24 protein-coding genes are annotated in these 22,044 nt (G+C 38.1%); 21 read left to right on the plus strand and 3 right to left on the minus strand.

All coding sequences use genetic code 11. The annotated features are described in order from the left end of the window. Positions 1 to 137: 137 nt before the first annotated feature. Positions 138 to 542: a hypothetical protein gene (locus NMM26_RS06405; RefSeq protein ID WP_001125912.1), complete on the minus strand. Its 405-nt coding sequence runs from the start codon at positions 540 to 542 to the stop codon at positions 138 to 140. Between the two features lie 127 nt (positions 543 to 669). On the opposite strand from NMM26_RS06405, the gene NMM26_RS06410 reads away from it, so the two are divergent. The 21 genes from NMM26_RS06410 to NMM26_RS06510 all read left to right on the plus strand — a co-directional run bounded on the left by NMM26_RS06410 (position 670) and on the right by NMM26_RS06510 (position 20,511). Then, a complete protein-coding gene (locus NMM26_RS06410; protein WP_000185413.1) occupies positions 670 to 1,890 on the plus strand; it encodes a DNA cytosine methyltransferase in 1,221 nt (406 codons plus the stop codon). A gap of 70 nt (positions 1,891 to 1,960) precedes the next feature. After that, complete coding sequence (locus NMM26_RS06415; protein ID WP_000263672.1) at positions 1,961 to 3,538, plus strand: hypothetical protein; 1,578 nt, start codon at positions 1,961 to 1,963, stop codon at positions 3,536 to 3,538. Between the two features lie 131 nt (positions 3,539 to 3,669). Continuing rightward, complete coding sequence (gene rpoE / locus NMM26_RS06420; protein ID WP_031227756.1) at positions 3,670 to 4,257, plus strand: DNA-directed RNA polymerase subunit delta; 588 nt, start codon at positions 3,670 to 3,672, stop codon at positions 4,255 to 4,257. A gap of 387 nt (positions 4,258 to 4,644) precedes the next feature. After that, the gene (locus tag NMM26_RS06425; protein ID WP_254754029.1) at positions 4,645 to 6,252 is read left to right on the plus strand and encodes a CTP synthase; all 1,608 of its coding nucleotides are present in this window, start codon (positions 4,645 to 4,647) and stop codon (positions 6,250 to 6,252) included. Between the two features lie 119 nt (positions 6,253 to 6,371). Beyond that, positions 6,372 to 7,448: an N-acetylmuramoyl-L-alanine amidase family protein gene (locus NMM26_RS06430; protein ID WP_254754030.1), complete on the plus strand. Its 1,077-nt coding sequence runs from the start codon at positions 6,372 to 6,374 to the stop codon at positions 7,446 to 7,448. Between the two features lie 249 nt (positions 7,449 to 7,697). Further along, positions 7,698 to 7,997 (plus strand): DUF4651 domain-containing protein, encoded by a 300-nt coding sequence (locus NMM26_RS06435; RefSeq protein WP_001013971.1) that lies wholly within the window; start codon positions 7,698 to 7,700, stop codon positions 7,995 to 7,997. Further along, positions 7,994 to 8,311 (plus strand): thioredoxin family protein, encoded by a 318-nt coding sequence (locus NMM26_RS06440; RefSeq protein WP_254754031.1) that lies wholly within the window; start codon positions 7,994 to 7,996, stop codon positions 8,309 to 8,311. The genes NMM26_RS06435 and NMM26_RS06440 overlap by 4 nt, the downstream gene beginning before the upstream one ends. Positions 8,312 to 8,326: 15 nt before the next feature. Beyond that, a complete protein-coding gene (gene ytpR, locus NMM26_RS06445; RefSeq protein ID WP_254754032.1) occupies positions 8,327 to 8,953 on the plus strand; it encodes a YtpR family tRNA-binding protein in 627 nt (208 codons plus the stop codon). A gap of 41 nt (positions 8,954 to 8,994) precedes the next feature. Continuing rightward, positions 8,995 to 9,756, plus strand: coding sequence for an SDR family NAD(P)-dependent oxidoreductase (locus NMM26_RS06450; protein ID WP_254754033.1), 762 nt, complete (start codon positions 8,995 to 8,997; stop codon positions 9,754 to 9,756). A 76-nt stretch (positions 9,757 to 9,832) separates the two neighbouring features. Continuing rightward, positions 9,833 to 10,228, plus strand: coding sequence for a single-stranded DNA-binding protein (locus tag NMM26_RS06455; protein WP_000282442.1), 396 nt, complete (start codon positions 9,833 to 9,835; stop codon positions 10,226 to 10,228). Positions 10,229 to 10,315: 87 nt separating this feature from the next. After that, positions 10,316 to 11,281 carry a substrate-binding domain-containing protein gene (locus tag NMM26_RS06460; RefSeq protein ID WP_254754034.1) on the plus strand — a complete coding sequence of 322 codons (966 nt, stop codon included), beginning with the start codon at positions 10,316 to 10,318 and terminating at the stop codon, positions 11,279 to 11,281. Beyond that, a complete protein-coding gene (locus NMM26_RS06465) occupies positions 11,281 to 12,618 on the plus strand; it encodes a sensor histidine kinase (RefSeq protein WP_254754035.1) in 1,338 nt (445 codons plus the stop codon). The genes NMM26_RS06460 and NMM26_RS06465 overlap by 1 nt, the downstream gene beginning before the upstream one ends. Continuing rightward, a complete protein-coding gene (locus tag NMM26_RS06470; protein WP_033683129.1) occupies positions 12,593 to 13,276 on the plus strand; it encodes a response regulator transcription factor in 684 nt (227 codons plus the stop codon). The genes NMM26_RS06465 and NMM26_RS06470 overlap by 26 nt, the downstream gene beginning before the upstream one ends. Beyond that, the gene (locus NMM26_RS06475) at positions 13,273 to 14,565 is read left to right on the plus strand and encodes an ABC transporter substrate-binding protein (protein ID WP_254754036.1); all 1,293 of its coding nucleotides are present in this window, start codon (positions 13,273 to 13,275) and stop codon (positions 14,563 to 14,565) included. Before NMM26_RS06470 ends, NMM26_RS06475 begins: the two co-directional genes overlap by 4 nt. Before the next feature lie 160 nt (positions 14,566 to 14,725). Then, complete coding sequence (locus NMM26_RS06480; RefSeq protein WP_020903145.1) at positions 14,726 to 15,163, plus strand: PTS sugar transporter subunit IIA; 438 nt, start codon at positions 14,726 to 14,728, stop codon at positions 15,161 to 15,163. 26 nt (positions 15,164 to 15,189) lie between these two features. Beyond that, positions 15,190 to 15,684, plus strand: a complete 495-nt coding sequence (locus tag NMM26_RS06485) for a PTS sugar transporter subunit IIB (RefSeq protein WP_020903146.1) — start codon at positions 15,190 to 15,192, stop codon at positions 15,682 to 15,684. A 23-nt stretch (positions 15,685 to 15,707) separates the two neighbouring features. Next, on the plus strand, positions 15,708 to 16,550 hold the full coding sequence (locus NMM26_RS06490) for a PTS sugar transporter subunit IIC (protein ID WP_254754040.1): 843 nt from the start codon (positions 15,708 to 15,710) through the stop codon (positions 16,548 to 16,550). Continuing rightward, the gene (locus NMM26_RS06495; protein ID WP_033683132.1) at positions 16,531 to 17,385 is read left to right on the plus strand and encodes a PTS system mannose/fructose/sorbose family transporter subunit IID; all 855 of its coding nucleotides are present in this window, start codon (positions 16,531 to 16,533) and stop codon (positions 17,383 to 17,385) included. Before NMM26_RS06490 ends, NMM26_RS06495 begins: the two co-directional genes overlap by 20 nt. 298 nt (positions 17,386 to 17,683) lie before the next feature. Continuing rightward, positions 17,684 to 17,968 (plus strand): co-chaperone GroES, encoded by a 285-nt coding sequence (gene groES / locus NMM26_RS06500; RefSeq protein ID WP_254754037.1) that lies wholly within the window; start codon positions 17,684 to 17,686, stop codon positions 17,966 to 17,968. A 15-nt stretch (positions 17,969 to 17,983) separates the two neighbouring features. After that, entirely contained in the window at positions 17,984 to 19,606 is a 1,623-nt protein-coding gene (gene groL, locus NMM26_RS06505) for a chaperonin GroEL (RefSeq protein WP_254754038.1), read from the plus strand. Positions 19,607 to 19,743: 137 nt separating this feature from the next. Further along, positions 19,744 to 20,511, plus strand: coding sequence for an epoxyqueuosine reductase QueH (locus NMM26_RS06510; RefSeq protein ID WP_000567576.1), 768 nt, complete (start codon positions 19,744 to 19,746; stop codon positions 20,509 to 20,511). A gap of 70 nt (positions 20,512 to 20,581) precedes the next feature. On the opposite strand, the gene NMM26_RS06515 is transcribed toward NMM26_RS06510, so the two are convergent. Both NMM26_RS06515 and recX read right to left on the minus strand, forming a co-directional pair. Next, complete coding sequence (locus tag NMM26_RS06515; protein ID WP_000775316.1) at positions 20,582 to 21,115, minus strand: DUF402 domain-containing protein; 534 nt, start codon at positions 21,113 to 21,115, stop codon at positions 20,582 to 20,584. An 88-nt stretch (positions 21,116 to 21,203) separates the two neighbouring features. Then, complete coding sequence (gene recX / locus NMM26_RS06520) at positions 21,204 to 21,980, minus strand: recombination regulator RecX (RefSeq protein ID WP_000705081.1); 777 nt, start codon at positions 21,978 to 21,980, stop codon at positions 21,204 to 21,206. Positions 21,981 to 22,044 lie beyond the last annotated feature (64 nt).

Here is a 22,044-nt window from a genome sequence, read left to right on the forward strand (position 1 = left end):
AAAAACTCAATTTCAGGAGAAAATGAAGCAAATCTTCCCACAATAAAACGCATAGTATCAAGGTTTTTCAATACCTGATATTATGCGTTTTTGATTTTAGAGACTTTTTTTGCCCAGCATCATCTTAGTAATTATATTTAGATAATCGTAAATAAAATATCAGTAGGAGTAGTCCATTCTACTCTGATTCTTGTCCCAACGGTTACGTTCATTTGATTGAACCAGTTGTTAAAGGCTTTCAAGTTACCTTTACCAGAAAGATTTTTAGCATAGGGATCTCCTGCTTGAGAATTCCCTGATACTTTTACTACTCCATCGAAGTAGCCATCTGTCGACTTAGCATTAAATATATTCTGCCCTAAAATATCTATTCCTTGAGTGTGATTGGAATTATAAATTCTAAATTGATGAGCTACTGAACTTGGAATTGGGATATAACATTCTCCTGTTATCTGAGGACGAGAATTTGTATTCCTGTATGTGCCCCAGTCAATATTAGTTTTTTTAAGTTCTACTATGAATTGATCTCCTTGTTTTGGCATTATGCACCTCCTTAAGTTTATATGTTCATTATATCATATATGTTTGGAAAATGTTTATATTTCAGTATTAATTTAAAAATGATATACTAGTATAGTTAAACAAATTTCTTAGAAAGCAGGTTACTACATGACAAATTCTGTAAGTTCGAACCGACCTGAGAAGTACAACATTGCAGCTTTCTTCTCAGGTGTTGGGGGAATTGAGTTGGGATTTGAACAGACCAACGAGTTCAGAGTGGTGTATGCCAATGAGTTTGATAAGTATGCGCGTCAGACTTATCAGTTAAACCATCCAGATACTTATTTGGATGGTCGTGATATTCACGCTGTTCAACCAGAGGATATTCCAGCTGAGCGCGTGGATGTGATTATGGGAGGTTTCCCCTGTCAGGCCTTTAGTATTGCGGGTTATCGTAAGGGCTTTGATGACGATCGTGGCGATCTTTTCTTCGAATTGCTTCGGATGATTGAGGGATGCAAACCTCGCGCTATTTTTATCGAAAACGTTAAGAACATGGTCGGTCATGACCATGGTAATACCTTTAAGGTTATTCGTGAAGCCTTGACCGAGAACAACTACTTTATCAAGTGGAAGGTTCTCAACGGTAAAGACTACGGAAATATCCCACAAAACCGTGAGCGGATCTACATTGTTGGTTTTGATACCCAAGAAGCTTATGATTTGTTCGAGTTCCCAGAGGAAATCAAGCTGACTACGAGTCTTCAGGATGTGATTAACTTTGGTGATAAGCTAGATGAGGTCTATTACTACCGTGAAGGCAAGCAAAACTTCTACGATCAGTTGAAGTTTGAAGTGACCAGTCAAGACACGGTTTACCAGTGGCGCCGTCAATACGTTCGAGAAAACAAGAACGGTGTTGTACCTACTTTGACAGCCAATATGGGAACAGGTGGACACAATGTTCCATTGATTCTGACAAATAGTGGCGAGATTCGTAAGCTAACACCGAAAGAAACTTTTAATGTTCAAGGCTATCCTAAATCCTTTAAAATCCCAGAAGGGGTTTCTAACGGTCAGCTATACAAACAAGCTGGGAATAGCGTGGTCGTTCCTGTGATTAAACGCATCGCGGAAAATGTTGCTAAGGCCTTGAATGAAAGCCAAGGGCAATCTCAACTTGCACGCTCAGGAAAAATTGCCATTATCTACACCAAGATGAGTGGACAATTTGAAGGGCAATCCTATGTCAAGGACTTTGTAGATAGCTATGACCAAGCTCTTGAAAAAATCAAATCTTATGACGATGGTTTAGCTCTTCTGTCTGGTGAAGATTATTTAAAATTGGTTAAAAAACGAGGAAATCTCGAATTTTACAGTATTAATTAACGAATATATAAGAGGGTTAGTGAAAAACTAATCTTCTTTTGATATACTGAAAATAGAAAAGAGGGTGCTTATGTGGGAACATCTAAAGTCTGAACAAAAAGATAAATACAAAACCTTAATTACCAACTTCGCTAGCTTGAGCCAAGCTTTCTCTCAAAAGGCAGAATCTGAAGATGAGGGACAAACAGAGAATTATGTTGCTCCGATTGTTAATTCTAAATTTCAAGAAACGGTATTCCAGAAGGCTTTTAATGCCGTAGGGGAAGATATCGCCAATACTTCCTACGATGCTTCCGTCGTTGTAGATGAAAATCATAAATACCTAGTAGGTATCAAATCTTTTGGTATTAATTCTGGAGACCAAAAGATCGCTCAGTTTAAGAAGGATTCTCAATCTTGGACGGACTTGTTGGGTGATATCAAGTTTTATGCAGATATTGCTACTGATAAAGAAGCTGCAGACAAGGAAAACTATCAACGCTATGAAGAGTTGGCTCGAAAGATTGCGACTTTGAGAAATCAGAGAATCGAATCCTCTAAGGCACAAATCAAGGGTTTTAACTCAGATTCGGTCAATGTTGAAGCTGTTTATCACGTTCTGATGCCGACACCAAAGGGAGAAAATCCTAGGATTTTTGTTGGCGAAACGACTTATTTACCAGTTGATATTGATAATCTAGTCATTGAAGGATCAACTACCAAAAATAATCCAACTAATTTTCGTTTTACAGATGGGAAACACCACTACAAGTACACAGCAGCTGACAGTCAGCTCCACATGACTTTTAATAATAAAGACATTATTGTAGACACTTGGGACGTCCATTATATTGAAGATCCTTTTTCGCTATTTGAAAATCTTCATTTACTGACAACTGAAAAGGATAAAACTGATATCTTAGAGACAGTGTCTTGGGTTATCACAGATAAACATGGAAATGTGGAAGAAAACTCTGGTTTTAATGCCTTTAACGGCGGTTCAAAATTAGCCAAAAAAGATCGCTTGCCACGTATTCTAAAGATTCAGGAAAAATTCAAAAACAGTCTGGCTCCAGAAGAACTAGCTTTTATGACTTTCTCACTAGAGGAAATTCTCTTGAAAAAATGGACTAGCAAGGAAGAAAAAGCTCAGATGAAGGCGATTCGTGAGGACTTGATTCACTTTGTCCACAATACTGGCAATAAAAAACTCATCAAAGAGATTGAACAACTCGTCTATCGGCCAGTTAGTGAGGTTTACATTCCTCTGCCTGACTCGAAAAACTTTCACGATGAAAGACCAGATTTCTTTGGGCCAGGCTTCGGGACCTTTGAACCCGGTACCAAAAAACTAGCTCTACCAAAAGAAGAAAGAACCTTTAAACTAAGATTTTTACCTTCTGGTGATGTCATCAATGCCTATATCAACCAAGAAGCTGGTAAGGCGATTCAGTCAACTGATAAGCAAGAAATTCTTGGAAATTGGATCTTGCGTGGCGTTTTCCAGTTGAAGGAACGAGAAGTCTTGACAGGCCAACGACTCAATGAACTGGAAATCAACGGCATTCGTTTAGCCAAGTTTAAAAATGGCGAAATTGGAATTGAATTTATCTGGATTGATATTGAAAATCCCCCTCACGATGTCATAGGCTGGGTAGCAAAGAAATAAAAAGTCCTGTCACTTTCTCCCCCTTAACCTTTGACTATTCTGCAAAATTATCGTAAAATAAAGAGTAAATGATAAAATGAGGTCAGAGTCTGTTCGCTCTGGCGATAGTAGTATAAATGAGGAGAAACGCTTTGGAATTAGAAGTATTTGCTGGGCAAGAAAAAAGTGAACTATCTATGATTGAGGTAGCGCGTGCTATCTTGGAACTTCGTGGTCGCGATCATGAGATGCATTTTAGTGATCTTGTAAACGAAATTCAAAACTACCTTGGAACATCAAACAGCGATATCCGTGAAGCCTTGCCTTTGTTCTACACAGAGTTGAACTTTGACGGCAGCTTCATCTCACTTGGAGACAACAAATGGGGTCTTCGTTCATGGTATGGTGTGGACGAAATCGACGAAGAAATCATCGCTCTTGAAGAAAATGACGACGATGAAGTAGCACCAAAAGCTAAGAAAAAACGCGTCAATGCCTTCATGGATGGCGATTCAGATGCCATTGACTACAATGCTGATGATCCAGAAGACGAAGATGCATACGAAGCAGATCCAGCTCTTTCATACGATGACGAAAATCCAGATGATGAGAAAAATGAAGTGGAAGCTTACGATGCAGAAATCAACGAAATTGCTCCTGATGACTTGGGTGAAGACGTGGATCTCAACGAAGAAGACGACGAGTTTTCAGATGATGATTCTGAAAACATCGAGGAATAAAAGTTAGCTATTGACAATTATCCTATTTTTAGGTATCATATTGTTCGGGCACCTCTTTTAGAGGTCGGGGCTCCCTAGTTCTTAGGGAGCTATTTTTGTTTTTTCAAGAAGTTATCTTCTTGTATTTTATACTCAATGAAAATCAAAGAGCAAACTAGGAAACTAGCCGCAGGTTGCTCAAAGCATTGCTTTGAGGTTGTAGATAGAACTGACGAAGTCAGTAACATATATACGGCAAGGCGATGTTGACGCGGTTTGAAGAGATTTTCGAAGAGTATTAGTTGTGAATCTGGTGCAGTAGTCCCAGATTATTCTTATTAGTAGGGTCTTGTTTTCTATGTCCCCTCCTAGTTAACAAGACCTTGAGCATTTTAGAAAGAGGAATCTATGTCAACGAAATATATTTTTGTAACTGGTGGTGTGGTATCGTCTATTGGGAAAGGGATTGTTGCAGCGAGTCTGGGCCGTCTCTTGAAAAATCGTGGTCTCAAAGTAACCATTCAAAAGTTTGACCCTTATATCAATATCGATCCGGGAACTATGAGCCCTTACCAGCACGGGGAAGTTTTTGTGACAGATGACGGAGCTGAGACAGATTTGGACTTGGGTCACTATGAACGTTTCATCGATATCAATCTCAACAAATATTCCAACGTGACAACTGGTAAAATTTACAGTGAAGTTCTTCGTAAGGAACGCCGTGGAGAATACCTTGGTGCAACTGTTCAAGTCATTCCTCATATCACAGATGCTTTGAAAGAAAAAATCAAGCGTGCCGCTCTAACGACAGACTCTGACGTCATTATCACAGAGGTTGGTGGAACTGTTGGGGATATTGAGTCCTTGCCATTTCTAGAGGCTCTTCGTCAGATGAAAGCAGATGTGGGGGCGGATAATGTCATGTACATCCACACAACCTTGCTTCCTTACCTCAAGGCCGCTGGTGAAATGAAGACCAAACCAACCCAACACTCTGTAAAAGAATTGCGAGGCTTGGGAATCCAGCCAAATATGTTGGTTATTCGTACAGAAGAGCCAGCAGGTCAAGGAATTAAAAACAAACTAGCACAGTTCTGTGATGTGGCACCAGAAGCTGTCATCGAATCATTGGATGTTGAACACCTTTACCAAATTCCATTGAACTTGCAGGCACAAGGTATGGACCAAATTGTCTGTGACCATTTGAAATTAGATGCACCAGCAGCGGATATGACAGAATGGTCAGCCATGGTGGACAAGGTCATGAACCTCAAGAAACAAGTTAAGATTTCTCTTGTTGGTAAGTATGTGGAGTTGCAAGATGCCTACATCTCAGTGGTCGAAGCCTTGAAACACTCTGGTTATGCAAATGACGCAGAAGTTAAAATCAATTGGGTCAATGCCAATGATGTGACAGCAGAGAATGTGGCGGAACTCTTGTCTGATGCGGACGGAATCATCGTACCAGGAGGTTTTGGTCAACGTGGTACGGAAGGGAAAATCCAAGCCATTCGCTATGCACGTGAAAATGATGTTCCAATGTTAGGTGTCTGCTTGGGAATGCAGTTGACATGTATCGAGTTTGCTCGTAACGTTTTAGGCCTTGAAGGTGCCAATTCTGCAGAGCTTGCACCAGAAACAAAATACCCTATCATTGATATCATGCGTGATCAGATTGATGTTGAGGATATGGGGGGAACCCTTCGTTTGGGACTTTATCCATCTAAGTTGAAACGTGGCTCTAAGGCTGCAGCTGCTTATCACAATCAAGAAGTGGTGCAACGCCGTCACCGTCACCGTTATGAGTTTAACAATGCCTTCCGTGAGCAGTTTGAGGCAGCAGGCTTTGTCTTCTCAGGAGTTTCTCCAGACAATCGTTTGGTCGAAATCGTGGAAATTCCTGAAAATAAATTCTTTGTAGCGTGTCAGTATCACCCTGAACTGTCAAGCCGTCCAAATCGCCCAGAAGAACTCTACACTGCTTTTGTGACTGCAGCAGTTGAGAACAGCAATTAGTTAAATCAGAACCTTTGAGAAGAATCTCAGAGGTTTTTTGCTTGTATATTTAGGATATGAGTTGCAAAATAAAAACATAGTGATATAATTAACATAAAAAATCCTAAGGAGGATCTACGATGAAAAAAATCACATTATTTGGTTTGTCTCTAGCTGGTCTAGCTTTACTGGCTTTTCCACATTCAGGGCAGGCATTTGAGCTTAAAGAAGAATGGGTTGTTAAGTGTGGAGTACAGTATCAAGATGGCAAGATTCTTCGGTTTAACAATGGTCATGAAGTGGATATCAAAGTCTTGGATTTGCCAAAAACCGAGAAAATCGAGTGGACAGTTAGTCTCAATGGTCAAGATCAGACAGTCAATTTTCTAGGCCAAGAAAAGGACAAGTCTATGATGGGCGTAGAGGGGCGTTACCTGAATTTCTATGTTCCATATGGCTATAGAGGAGATATCAAGGTAGAAGCCAAGAGCGGAAATGAAGTAAAGACCTGGTCAACGAAAGTTGTGGATGACATCCATAATGATAGTGGAAAGAGAGGTTACTATCGTATTGAAGAATCAAATGATCAATACACTTACCTCGATGCTAAATGGGATTATCAAACCAAGACTTACACTGCTACTTTACCAGAGACTGTCAATGGTCAAAAAGTCTTTGCTTGGGCAGACTATGGCAATGGCGAGTTGAAACTTGAAAAACTAAAATCTATCAGTCATTCCTACAAGGGGGGAGGAGCCTTCCGAGAACTTTATCCGATTGTAAAAGCAGAAAGCTGGCTAAAATCAAATCAAAACTGGTACTATCAACAACAAGGCCAATTAGTGCAGAACGCTTGGGTTAAGGACAAGGGAACTTGGTACTTTATGAATGATAAAGGAGTCATGTTCAATCAAACTTGGCTCTATCAAGGTGGTAACTGGTATGCCTTTAAATCATCAGGAGCCATGATTGCTAGTGACTGGTTTTACGACCAAGGCAAGTGGTACTATTTATCAACTTCAGGAGCTATGAAAGCAAGCGCTTGGATTTATGACAAGGGAGAATGGTATTATGTAAGTTCTTCTGGTGCCATGATTGCGAATGGTTGGGTCAAAGATAATGGCAAGTGGTACTATCTAGCTTCATCAGGTAAGATGCTTCGCAATACCTACACACCTGATGGTTACTACGTTGACAACTCAGGTGCTTGGCAATAAGAATAATACTCTTCGAAAATCTCTTCAAACCACGTCAGCTTTATCCACAACCTCAAAACGCTGTTTTGAGCTGACTTCGTCAGTTCTATCTACAACCTCAAAGCAGTGCTTTGAGCAACCTGCGGCTAGCTTCCTAGTTTGCTCTTTGATTTTCATTGAGTATAAGAAGTCCTTTTCCTTAAAGGAAGAGGCTTTTTACTTGCTTTTCTGTTGCTTCCTCATTTGTCCTAAAGCTTTTTTTGTGTTAAAATGAATGGTATGAAAGCTAAAAAAATGTGGATGGCAGGCTTGGCTCTGCTTGGTATTGGGAGCCTTGCCCTTGCTACGAAAAAAGTTGCAGATGACCGTAAGCTCATGAAGACTCAGGAAGAGTTGACAGCGATTGTGCGAGACCATTTTTCAGACATGGGGGAAATTGCGACCCTCTATGTTCAAGTCTATGAAAGCAGTCTAGAGAGCTTGGTTGGTGGCGTCATTTTTGAGGATGGCCGTCATTATACCTTTGTCTATGAAAATGAAGACCTAGTCTATGAGGAGGAAGTCTTATGATACAACCAGCAAGTTTAGAAGAATTAGCATCATTAGTAGAAAAAGATGGCAAGAAGGTCTTTCTTTTTGTGGCAGACTGGTGTGGCGATTGCCGTTATATCTATCCTGCCTTGCCAGAAATTGAGGAGATCAATCCAGAGTTCACCTTTATTCGAGTGGACCGAGACCAGTACATGGATCTAGCTAAACTCTGGGATGTATACGGAATTCCTAGCCTTGTTGTTCTAGAAAAGGACAAGGAAATCGGTCGTTTTGTCAATCGTGACCGTAAAAGCAAGGAACAAATCAATGACTTTTTAGCAGGACTGAAATAGGAGAAAAGAGAAATAATGATTTTTACATATAATAAAGAACATGTCGGTGATGTCCTTATGGTCATCGTGAAAAATAGCGGAGATGCCAAACTGGACGTGGAGCGTAAAGGCAAGGTAGCTCGTGTTTTCCTCAAAGATAATGGAGAAACAGTAGCTTGGAATATTTTCGAAGTTTCGAGTTTATTTGAAATTGCAGAGCGCGGTCAAGTCTTTTTATCAGATGAGCAAGTCGCTCGTTTGAACCAAGAATTGCAGGTGGCAGGTTTTACAGAAGAAATTATCAATGACAAAGAACCTAAGTTTGTTGTGGGTGAAATTGTCGAGATGGTAGCTCATCCAGATAGTGACCACCTCAATATCTGCCAAGTTGCAGTCGCAAGTGACAAGACAGTACAAATTGTTGCAGGTGCTCCAAATGCGCGTGTCGGTCTGAAAACCATTGTCGCTCTTCCAGGTGCCATGATGCCAAAAGGTAACCTCATTTTTCCAGGCGAGCTTCGAGGTGAAAAGAGTTTTGGCATGATGTGTAGCCCTCGTGAATTGCACCTCCCAAATGCTCCGCAAAAACGTGGTGTTATTGAGTTATCAGAAGACCAAGTTGTCGGAACACCATTCGACCCAGTTAAGCACTGGACTGCCTAAGATGTTGTTAGTATCTGATAGACCAGATAGAAGGAAATAAGATGGCAAAAAATGTAGTGATTACAGGAGCGACATCAGGAATCGGTGAAGCGATTGCGCGTGCTTATCTGGAGCAGGGTGAGAATGTCGTTCTAACTGGACGACGGATAGACAGACTAGAAGCCCTCAAGTCAGAGTTTGCAAAAACTTTTCCTAGTCAAACAGTTTGGACCTTTTCATTAGATGTAACGGATATGGACATGGTAAAGACGGTCTGCTCCGATATTCTAGAAACGATAGGGCAGATTGACATCTTGGTCAATAACGCCGGACTAGCTCTAGGTTTAGCACCCTATCAGGACTATGAAGAGTTGGATATGTTGACCATGCTGGATACCAATGTCAAAGGTTTAATGGCAGTCACTCGTTGTTTCTTGCCAGCAATGGTAAAATCCAATCAAGGTCATATTATCAATATGGGGTCAACCGCAGGAATCTACGCCTATGCTGGTGCCGCTGTTTACTCAGCTACCAAGGCAGCGGTTAAGACCTTTTCAGATGGACTGCGAATTGATACCATTTCAACAGATATCAAGGTGACCACCATTCAGCCTGGAATTGTCGAAACAGATTTTTCTACAGTGCGTTTTCATGGTGATAAAGAACGAGCTGCGTCCGTTTACCAAGGAATCGAAGCCTTGCAAGCTCAGGATATTGCAGACACAGTAGTCTATGCGACCAGTCAACCTCGTCGTGTTCAGATTACAGATATGACCATTATGGCCAATCAACAGGCGACAGGTTTCATGGTTCATAAAAAGTAAAAAATTTCCTCGAAAAGTTACAAATTTCTGTAACTTTTTTTGATTTCCTACGAATAGATAAGTAGGAGGAAAAAATATGTATAATAAAGTTATCTTGATTGGGCGTTTGACGTCTACACCAGAATTGCACAAAACCAACAATGACAAGTCAGTAGCGCGAGCAACTATCGCTGTGAACCGTCGTTACAAAGACCAAAATGGGGAGCGCGAAGCTGATTTTGTTAATATGGTCCTATGGGGGAGACTAGCAGAAACATTGGCAAGCTACGCAACTAAAGGTAGTCTTATCTCTGTGGATGGAGAACTTCGTACCCGTCGCTTTGAGAAAAATGGTCAAATGAATTATGTGACCGAAGTACTTGTTACTGGATTCCAACTATTGGAAAGTCGTGCCCAACGTGCCATGCGTGAAAATAATGCAGGACAAGATTTGGCGGATTTGGTTTTGGAAGAGGAAGAATTGCCATTTTAAACATTGAAAAGTCTGAGTTAGTCTCAGGCTTTTTTATACTGTCTAAATGTGTTACAATGAACTAGTTGAAACTTTTTGGAGGTTGGAATGAGTAGAGAATATACAAGAACAATCGTCAAAATTATATTTTGTACAGTAGTCGTATTTGTTTTTGCGATTTATACTCATGTGAGTCAGACAGATCCTATTCCGGGACAAATAAAAGTTGGAGCGACTTATATGACGATGAATAGTGAATTTTATAGACATTTACATAATGAGATTCAACGCTATTCTGATTCAGAAGGTCAGATATTGTATACTCGGGATGCAGAGATGAGTGAAGAAAAACAGAGTAAACAAATTGATGAGTTTATAGAGAAGCGAGTGAATGTTATTGTTATTAATCCGGTTAAGAGTGATAGCGAGCAAATTGTGGAAGCGTTAAGTAGGGCAAAGAATTTTGGAATTAGAGTTATAGCAGTAGATAGTCAGTTGAATAATATAAAAGTTGATACGAGCATAGTTTCTGATAATTACCATGCTGGGATATTAATTGCCAAGGATTTGATGAAACGTACCTCAAATGCTCATATTCTTTTGTTAACGCACAAAGATGCTTTATCAGCTAATCAGAGAATAACTGGTTTTTTGGATACAATAAAATCAGAAGAACATTATCAAATTATCTCAGAAAGAGAAACGGTTGGTCAAACAGAGTATGCTATGACTACTGTAGGTGATGCGTTATCTGAAGATTTACAATTTGATGCTATAGTGGCTTTAAATGATAGAGCAGCTATAGGAGCTTTAGCAGCAATTAAAGAATTGAAAGTAACTTCAAAAAAACTTATTTACGGAATAGATGGTTCACCAGATATGAAGCATTTATTAGCTACAACAGATGAAGTTACGGGAACGGTTGCTCAATTTCCATCTCATATGGGTAGAAAAGTATCGGAAACAATAGATTTATTAGTAAAAAAAGAAGAAGTTGAAGAATTATATACTATACCTGTACAATTTGTTGATAAAAATAATATAATTCAGTTTGATATTAATGGGTGGCAGTAATGAAACAGGTAAAAGGTGTCCAGTATTCTATAATTTTGCTTTTATTAATTAATTTTCTAACCATTATATACAATGGAGCTTTGTATATACAGATTACAAACTATGTAATTTCAAAGGGACAGATGATACTCTTATTGGGAGAATTAAACAATATTTCAAAATCACCTGACCAGATTTTTTGGTATTCAATTATTTTTTTCGTCGGTATTATTTTTATATCTACCTATAAAATGTATTCAACTGAGAAAAAATGGCCAATTTTTTCAAAATGGAATTTGTTTGAAATAGTATTAATGATTGGTGTTATATGGTCACAAAATCTATCATACAATGGAATAATATTATTAGTTTTTGCTGATATATTCTATAGTTCAAGAGAGTTTCAAGACTCTGATAGTAAACGTTCTTGGATTATTTTTATTTTCTTGAGTTTTTTAATATTACTTTTAACAGACTATGAAATCTTGTCACTATTTATAAAAGTTCCATCTCTAGCTACTTATATCCAATTTTATCCATCTTCCATACGAGGTGTAGTGTTATTTTTAGAAAATGCATTGACATCATTAAATGTTATTATTTTCATCATCTCTTTATTGTCTTATATCCTATACGTGATTAAAGAACATCATAATATTGAGGAAGAGCTTAAAATGTTATCTAGAGTCAACACTGAATTGAATCATTACATATCGTTATCAGAGAAAATCGCTGAAGATCGAGAAAGGAAAAGAATTGCTCGGGAAATTCATGATACTCTAGGGCATGCGTTGACAGGAATTTCAGCAGGGATTGATGCTGTTTCTGTACTAATTGATGTTCATCCTATCCGTGCTAAAGAACAGTTAAAAAATGTTTCAAATGCAGTTAGAGAGGGGATAAAAGATGTTAGGGGATCATTACATAGACTAAGACCAGGAGCTTTGCAAAATAATGGTTTAAAAGATGCTCTAATATTAATGATTAGTGAGTATGAGTCTCTATCTAAACTCTCTGTTGATCTAAAATATGAATGGGGAAATATTGATTTAGATGTTATACAGGAAGATACTATTTTTAGGATTATACAAGAATCTATGACAAATTCTGTTCGTCACGGACATGCTAGTAAAATGAGCATTCACTTTATGAGTGAGGATAACAACATAATAGTTTTGCACGATAATGGAATAGGTTTTGACGACTTACAAATTGGGTATGGCTTGAAACAAATGAGAGAGCGAGTTTCTATTTTAGGTGGTTCTATTCATTTTGAAAATAGGGAAGGATTTTACACTAAAATAGTTTTTCCAAAAATAGGAGGTGAAGTATATGATAAAAGTAATGATTGCAGATGATCAGGCATTAATTAGAGAGTCTTTGCAGATTATTTTATCAGTATATGCTGATATTGATGTTGTATCTGTTGTTGGTGATGGTATCGAAGCTATGGATAACATTATGACTGTAAAACCGGATATAATTTTAATGGATATTAGAATGCCCAGAATGGACGGAGTATTGGCTACAAAAGAAATCAAAAAACGTTTTCCGAATATAAAAATTATAATCTTAACAACATTTGATGACGACGAATTTATTTTTAGTGCTTTAAAATATGGTGCATCTGGCTATTTATTAAAAGGAGTTTCAACAGACGAGTTATATCAAGCCATTCAGACAGTGTATAAAGGCGGAGCTATGATTAATCCTAATATAGCTAGTAAGGTATTTCAATTGTTCTCGCAGATGGCACAGACCAATTTTTCTATTACTGTGAAGGAAGAGAATATTGAAAATATATCACTGACAGAATGGAAAATTATTCAGCAAGTGGCATTTGGAGAATCAAACAAGGAAATTGCCAGTAATCTTTTTTTATCCGAGGGAACAGTGCGCAATTACCTTTCTATCATTCTTTCAAAACTAAATTTGAGAGATAGGACACAGTTAGCCATATGGGCTGTACAAACAGGTGTGACACAAAAGAATTTTTCGAAGGAAATGGATAAATGAAAGTAAAGCAATTGTTTCTAGCGATACTGTTTGTGCTAAGTTGCTTGAGTTTATTTCTTATTTGGGAAAACAAGCAGATAAAGATTATTAGACTGGGTTTTTATTCTGATTCTAGTTGGGGAATTCCTACAGGGAATAACAGCTATGTACTAGATGAGGCTATTAAGAAATTTGAAGAGCTTCATCCAGGGGTTAAAATTGTATATGATTCAGGTATTCCTAAGGAAGAGTATTCTAATTGGATTTCAAGTCAAATTTTAAAAGGTTCTGAACCGGATGTATTTCTATTATCAAGCGATCAATTATCTTTATTTGCATCAAAAGGTATTTTAAAAAACCTAAATTCCTATCTGTCTCAAGAAGATGCCTCTAATTTCTATGATGTATCTTTGCAGGCAGCAAAATATGGAGATGCTTTATACGGTCTTCCATATGAAAGTAATCCCATGTTGATGTGTGTAAATCAAGATTTACTTTTAAAAGAAGGGATTGAAATTCCTAAAGTAGGATGGACACAGAAAGATCTCTATGAGATTAGTAAAAAAGTTACAAAAGATACCGATGGAGATGGAATCGTTGATCAATTTGGGATAACAGGATATAGTTGGAAAGAATCTCTAGCAGCCTTTGGTGTTACTATTTCTGAGAGTGGGATTCCTCGTATAGATTCGTCAGAAATGAAGGATGCTTTATCCTATATAAGAGGATTGAATCAATTAAACGGACGCTACAAAGTAACCTATAAAGATTTTGATGAAGGACATGTGGCCTTTTATCCAATGAGTTTGGCACAATATCGTACATATAAACCTTTTCCTTATCATGTGGCCAAATATACAAATTTTAACTGGACATGTATTTCGTTGCCAACGACTAAGGAAGACATTCGTTCGACTGTAACAGATACTTCCTTATACGTGGTTTCTTCGCGTGCTCGCAATTCAAACCTTGCCGTATCATTTATAGAATTTTTAACAATTAATCGTGAAATTCAACAAAATTTATTTAATAAGGGTCAAGGAAGCTCAGTATTACCAGAGGTAGTAACTAGTTTGAAAAGTGAAGAGTTGATGAAGAAAGGAATGATTGGTCAAAATGCCTTAACGACTACTTCATTGGATTATATAATGAAAAATTCAATTACAACTATTTCAAAAGGAATAGATTCAAAATCATTGGTTGGAATAGAAGAAAGATTAGAAGCATTATCTATGGATGAAAATAACACGGATATTGAAGGTAGTCTTATTAAGTTACAAAAAGAACTAGATATAGGAACCCTTAAATAGATATCAAGATTATTATTTCTTAAATAATAAGAACATGGCAGATGTCTTTATTGACATTTGTCATTTTTTTATTGACATTTATCAATAAACTTTTGTGACATTTAACAATTATAAAGTGAAGATAAGGATGATAGAATGAAATCAATAAAAGGAGGGAAATATGAAGTATTTGATATTAGTCAGTCATGGAGGACTCGCAGAGGGATTGAAATCATCTCTTTCTATGTTTGCTTCGGATAAGGTAGATGATGTCATAGCGATTGGCTTAAAAGATGGAGAAAGTCTTGCAGGTTTTTCTGTAGAGGTCAAGAATGTTATTGCGTCTCTGGATGAAAATGATTCGGTTCTTGTTTTAGCAGATATTGTTGGGGGAAGTCCTTTAACAACTGTTGCAACAGTATTAGAAGAATTTGGAAAATTAGAGAATGCAACTATTTTGGGAGGTATGAACTTAACAATGGCACTTACAGCAGTGGTGATGAAAGACATTCTGACTGGTAGTGAACTTGTTTCTACAATATTAAACGAATCATCATCAGCTCTACAAGAATTTGAAGTCGGATCGGATGATAATCTTAATGAAGAAGACGATATTTAGCTATATCAGGAAAGGGATAAAAAATTATGGTAGTAACATTTGTACGAATTGACGATAGAATGATTCATGGACAAACAGTCACTAGATGGGCAAAAGAACATCCATGTGATGGATTAATTGCAGTAAATGATGCTGCTGCATCTAATAAGGTTTTAATTCAGGCATATAAAGGCGCGTCAGATAAAAAAACATTTGTTTGGACAAAGGAAGCGTTTAAAGAAAAATCATCTAAAGTAACAGAATCAGATAGTAGATATTTTTTGATTACTAAGAATCCAATTGATATGAAAGAAATTTTAGTAGACCAGGGATTTATTCCAGGAGATGTTAAAGAGATTATTGTAGGACCTGCTAACGATAGACCAGGTGCTATCAAGTTGGGAAATAATCAATCAATTACTCAAGAGGAAGCAGTTGCACTAGAAGCAATTGAAAAAGCAGGATATAAAGTTAGATTCCAATTATTACCAGATGTATCTATTGGATATTGGAGTGATTTTAAATCAAAATTTGGATTTTAATAATGAAATAAGGAGACAAAATGATGGAAATTTCTTGGATTCAAGCAGCTCTTTTAGGATTGTTTGCAAGTTTAGCATCGATGCCAGGTATGGGGGGATCCAGTATTGGTAACTATACTTTGGGGCGTCCATTAGTTGGTGGTTTAATTGTAGGTTTAATATTAGGAGATATAACAACAGGGGTAATCGTTGGTGTGGCTTTACAGGTATTATATATTGCCTTAGTGACACCTGGTGGAACTGTATCTGCCGATGTACGGGCAATTTCTTATATCGGAATTCCGTTATCTATCCTATTTGTTCATGCAAATAATATTTCAGGTGAAGTAGCGATTGCAGCAGCAGCAGCGCCAATTGGAGCCGCGGTTGGAACAATTGGAACTGTTTTATTCTATGGTACAGCTACTATGAATTTGCTTTGGCAACACATTGGATGGAAAGCTGTAGAGAAAGGTGATTTTAAGAAGTTATATGCTGTTGATTGGGTATATCCTTGGATTTCACATTTTATCTTTTCTTTCTTACCAACAATGATTATTACAAAATTTGGACCAGATATGGTTGATCTTATGAAATTATATCTTCCGATGGATGGTTTTGTAATGAAGTCTCTATTTACTGTAGGAGCACTCCTTCCATGTGTGGGTATTGCAATACTTTTGAAACAAATTGTTACAAAAGCAACAGACTTTATTCCTTTCTTTGTCGGGTTCACGTTAGCAAAATCTTTAGGCTTGAACTTAGTAGCAAGTGGTGTTGTGTCATTAATTTTTGCAGTAATTTATTATGAATTAGAAGTTATTAAATCTGCCCGTACGACAGCAGTTGTCAGTGATATGGGATTTGATGAAGAGGAGGATATTTAGAATGAGTCGAAAAAAAATATCAAGAAAAACATTGACAAAATCATTTCACCACTGGTTCTATGGACATCTGACATGTTTTTCTCAAGAACATATGCAAACTTTTGGATATTTAACTTCTATGCTTCCAATTGTAGAAGAAATGTATGATACTAAGGAAGAACAAAAAGAAGCTATGCAAACATACACAGCATTCTTTAATACTGAGCCACAGTTGGGTTCTCTAGTAGTTGGGATAACAGCTGGTTTGGAAGAAGCGCGTGCAAATGGAGATGCCGTAGATAGTGAAACCATCAATGGAATGCGAGCTGGTCTAATGGGACCTATTGCAGGTATTGGAGATTCACTTATTGTAGGAACATTAATTCCTGTTCTTTTGGGGATAGCTCTAGGTCTTTCTAAAGGAGGAAATATTTCTGGTGCAATATTCTATATTATTGCATGGAATCTATTAGTCTATCTTGGAATGCGTTTTGCTTATTTTAAAGGATATGAACTTGGAGATAAAGCAGTAGAATTTTTAGTAGGTCCTAAAGGTCAGGCGCTAAGAAAATCAATTAGTGTTGTTGGTGGTATGGTCATAGGAGCTGTTGCAGCAACTTGGGTATCTGTCACTACGGCGCTAGAGCTGAAAAATGGAGATGGAGAAACATTTTTAAACTTACAAGAAAAGATTGATGGTGTTTATCCAGGTCTTTTAACAGCAGGTTTTATCGTTCTATGTTGGTGGCTGATGGCTAAAAAGAAAGTTTCTCCAAATTGGGTGATGCTATTATTGGTAGTTATTGCACTTGTAGGAGTAGCCTTAGGATTTTTCAATCCAGGATTGAAATATTAATAGTATGTAAAAAAGCAACGGTTTATAATCGTTGTTTTTTATATATGCGTAATATAAGGATTTAGAGTTTCGGTATTTTTATAAAAGAATTAACGAAAATGCTAATTCCATAAATCATGTTCGTTAAAATTCTACATTATTAAAGTGCAAAATTAGGATAAAGAAATTTATCTATTCATCCTCAGAAAGTCGGACTTTTTTCTTGACTATTTCTGACCAAGTGATACAATAGAACTATGATTTAGCACTCAGGTATAAAGAGTGCTAATACTATCTATCTCATTATGGAGGAAATCAGATGTTGAAACCATTAGGAGACCGTGTGGTCTTGAAAATTGAAGAAAAAGAACAAACTGTTGGAGGCTTTGTCCTCGCAAAATCAGCCCAAGAAGAAACGAAAACAGCTCAAGTTGTGGCTACTGGACAAGGTGTTCGTACCTTGAACGGTGACTTAGTTGCTCCAAGTGTTAAAGCTGGAGACCGTGTCTTGGTTGAAGCCCACGCAGGTCTTGATGTCAAAGATGGTGATGAAAAGTATATCATCGTAGGCGAAGCGAACATCTTGGCAATCATTGAAGAATAGAAGGAGAAAGTAAGTATGTCAAAAGAAATTAAATTTTCATCTGATGCCCGTTCAGCTATGGTCCGTGGTGTCGATATCCTTGCAGACACTGTTAAAGTAACCTTGGGACCAAAAGGTCGTAATGTCGTTCTTGAAAAGTCATTCGGTTCACCCTTGATTACCAATGATGGTGTGACCATTGCCAAAGAAATCGAATTGGAAGACCATTTTGAAAATATGGGTGCCAAATTGGTATCAGAAGTAGCTTCAAAAACCAATGATATCGCAGGTGACGGGACTACAACTGCAACTGTTTTGACTCAAGCTATCGTCCGCGAAGGAATCAAAAACGTCACAGCAGGTGCCAATCCAATCGGTATCCGTCGTGGGATTGAAACAGCAGTTGTCGCTGCAGTAGAAGCCTTGAAAAACAACGCTATCCCTGTTGCCAACAAAGAAGCCATCGCTCAGGTTGCTGCCGTCTCTTCTCGTTCTGAAAAAGTAGGTGAGTATATTTCTGAAGCCATGGAAAAAGTTGGCAAAGATGGAGTTATCACTATCGAAGAGTCACGTGGTATGGAAACAGAACTTGAAGTTGTGGAAGGAATGCAGTTCGACCGCGGTTATCTTTCACAGTACATGGTGACAGATAGCGAGAAAATGGTGGCTGACCTTGAAAATCCATACATTTTGATTACTGATAAGAAGATTTCAAATATCCAAGAAATCTTGCCACTCCTAGAAAGTATTCTCCAAAGCAATCGTCCACTCTTGATTATTGCGGATGATGTGGATGGCGAAGCCCTTCCAACTCTTGTTTTGAACAAGATTCGTGGAACCTTCAACGTAGTAGCAGTTAAGGCACCTGGTTTTGGTGATCGTCGTAAAGCCATGCTCGAAGATATCGCCATCTTGACAGGTGGAACAGTTATCACAGAAGATCTTGGTCTTGAGTTGAAAGACGCGACCATTGAAGCCCTTGGTCAAGCAGCGAGAGTAACTGTGGACAAAGATAGCACGGTTATCGTAGAAGGTGCGGGAAATCCTGAAGCGATTTCTCATCGTGTTGCAGTTATCAAGTCTCAAATCGAAACTACAACTTCTGAATTTGACCGTGAAAAATTACAAGAACGCTTGGCTAAATTGTCAGGTGGTGTAGCGGTTATTAAGGTCGGAGCCGCAACTGAAACTGAGTTGAAAGAAATGAAACTTCGCATCGAAGATGCCCTTAACGCTACTCGTGCAGCTGTTGAAGAAGGAATCGTTGCAGGTGGTGGAACAGCACTTGTGAATGTGATTCCAGCCGTGGCTAATTTGGAATTGACAGGAGATGAAGCGACAGGACGCAATATTGTTCTACGTGCCTTGGAAGAACCTGTTCGTCAAATCGCCCACAATGCAGGATTTGAAGGTTCAATCGTTATCGATCGTTTGAAAAATGCTGAGCTTGGTACAGGCTTCAACGCAGCAACTGGCGAGTGGGTTAACATGATTGAAGAGGGAATTATCGACCCAGTTAAAGTGAGTCGTTCAGCCCTACAAAATGCAGCATCTGTAGCCAGCTTGATTTTGACAACAGAAGCAGTCGTAGCCAATAAACCAGAACCAGCAGCTCCGGCTCCAGCAATGGATCCAAGCATGATGGGCGGCATGATGTAAGTTTTCTATAGAAAACAACTTATAAAAAACACAAAAGGAGGGAATAGCTATTCCTCCTTTTTATGCTATTCACTTCTAAATTGATTTGAGCTCTCCTAACTTATATGATAAAATAAGACTAGAAAAAGGAGAAGAACATGATCGATGTAGAAGAGATTCTGAGCAAGATGAACCCCAATCAAAAGATTAATTATGACCGTGTCATGCAGAAAATGGTACAAGTATGGGAGAAAAATGAGCAGCGGCCAACTATTCTTATGCATGTTTGCTGTGCCCCTTGTAGTACCTATACCCTAGAATATTTGACTAAGTATGCAGACGTGACCATTTATTTTGCCAATTCTAATATCCATCCCAAGGCAGAATACCACAAGCGGGCTTACGTCACCCAAAAATTTGTCAGTGATTTCAATGAGCGAACTGGCAATAACGTTCAGTACCTAGAAGCTCCCTACGAACCCAATGAATACCGCAAGTTAGTCAGAGGACTGGAAGAAGAGCCAGAAGGTGGCGACCGTTGCAAGGTTTGCTTTGACTACCGCCTGGATAAGACAGCTCAAGTGGCTATGGACTTGGGATTTGACTACTTTGGCTCAGCCTTGACCATCAGTCCTCATAAGAATTCTCAAACCATTAACAGCATCGGAATCGATGTGCAAAAAATTTACACAACCCACTATCTTCCAAGTGATTTCAAGAAAAATCAAGGCTACAAACGTTCAGTAGAGATGTGTGAAGAGTATGACATCTACCGTCAATGTTATTGTGGATGCGTCTATGCAGCCCAAGCCCAGAATATTGACCTGGTTCAAGTTAAGAAGGATGCCACAGCGTTCTTGCTGGATAAGGATGTTGAAAAAGACTATTCCCACATCAAATTTACTGTTACGAAATTAGATATATAGAGACCAACCCAGCTGAAAAACTGGGTTTTTAAAATAAAAAAACCAGGGCTCTCACCCTAGTTTGACAACTTTACCGATTCTTTAGTTCTACATAGCGCTTGTACCAAATGTTTACATAGGCTTCTGAGAAAGGACCTCGTCCATTGTTAATCCAATCAACAAGAATTTTGACATGTTCTTTTAAAATATAGTCCAAATCATCAGAATAATTCATTTTGCGTTTGTGACGCTCATACTCCTCAACGTCCAAGAGACGTTTCTCTCCATCTGTAAAAATTTTAACATCCAAATCGTAATCAATATACTTAAGTGCTTCTTCATCCAGATAGTAGGGGCTAGCCATATTGCAATAGTAGGAAATTCCATTATCGCGAATCATGGCAATGATATTAAACCAATATTTCTTGTGAAAGTAAACAATAGCCGGTTCTCGAGTGACCCAACGACGACCATCACTTTCGGTAACCAGTGTATGATCGTTGACACCAATAATGGCGTTTTCTGTTGTTTTTAGTACCATGGTGTCCCGCCAAGTTCGGTGGAGACTCCCGTCATGCTTATAACTTTGAATTGTAATAAAGTCGCCTTCTTTTGGAAGCTTCATAACTAACCAACTTTCTACAATTTGTAAGTTTATCGTTTACTATTGTACCATAAAATTGCCTAAAATCTGTGAATTTTACATGAAAATATTAAAGATATTCTCTGAGAGCGCTTGCTATATCCGAAAAATCGTAGCCTTTTCGTGCTAAAACTTGAGTTAAACGCTGTTTAAGTTCGTATCCTTCATACTTTCGAGCATACTTGGCATATTGCTTGTCAAGTTCCTTGAAGATAAGTTCCTGAGTCGTTTCTTCGTCTACTTGGCTATCCAATTCGTCAAAGGCACTTTTAGCATCAGAGTATGAGAAACCCTTGTTGGTCAGATTCTGGATAATCTTATCTTGCAAGGCACGAGCTGGAAGTTTTCCTTCATATTTTTTCAATAGTTTATTAGCTATACGTTGAGCAACTTCCAAAAAATCAAATTCTTTCAAGGTTTCTTCTATAGTAGATTTTAAAATCCCCCTTTGTGCTAGTTTCTGAGTCAGTACATAAGGTCCCTTGTCTCCTGAAAGTTGATTGGCATTGATGATAGCATAAGCGTACTGGCTATCATTAATCCACCTATCTTCTTTAAGATTAGCAATGACTTGAGAAACGATGTTTTCATCAATATCGTATTTTTTCAGATATTCTCTGACTTCTTTTTCAGTGCGTGCTTTAAAGGATAGATGGTAGAGGGCTAGATTCTTACCATAAGAAAATTGAGCAAAGTCCTGAATCTCTTTCAATTCCTCTTCGCTTATCACCTTATCTCTCGATAGCATAAAACGCACAATTGTATCTTCAGTAATATAGCATTTGTCGTCATTATCAAGCTCCATCAGATAGAGTCTTTTTTTCTTTTCAAGTTTTGTGATTTTCATAGTTCTATTATAACTCAAAATGTGAGAAAAAGCTGAAACCCCTTGATATAGCCGTTTTTTGTCC

The organism is Streptococcus sp. CF7_Ac1-8, from assembly GCF_024295435.1.
Classification (GTDB): domain Bacteria; phylum Bacillota; class Bacilli; order Lactobacillales; family Streptococcaceae; genus Streptococcus; species Streptococcus mitis_AP.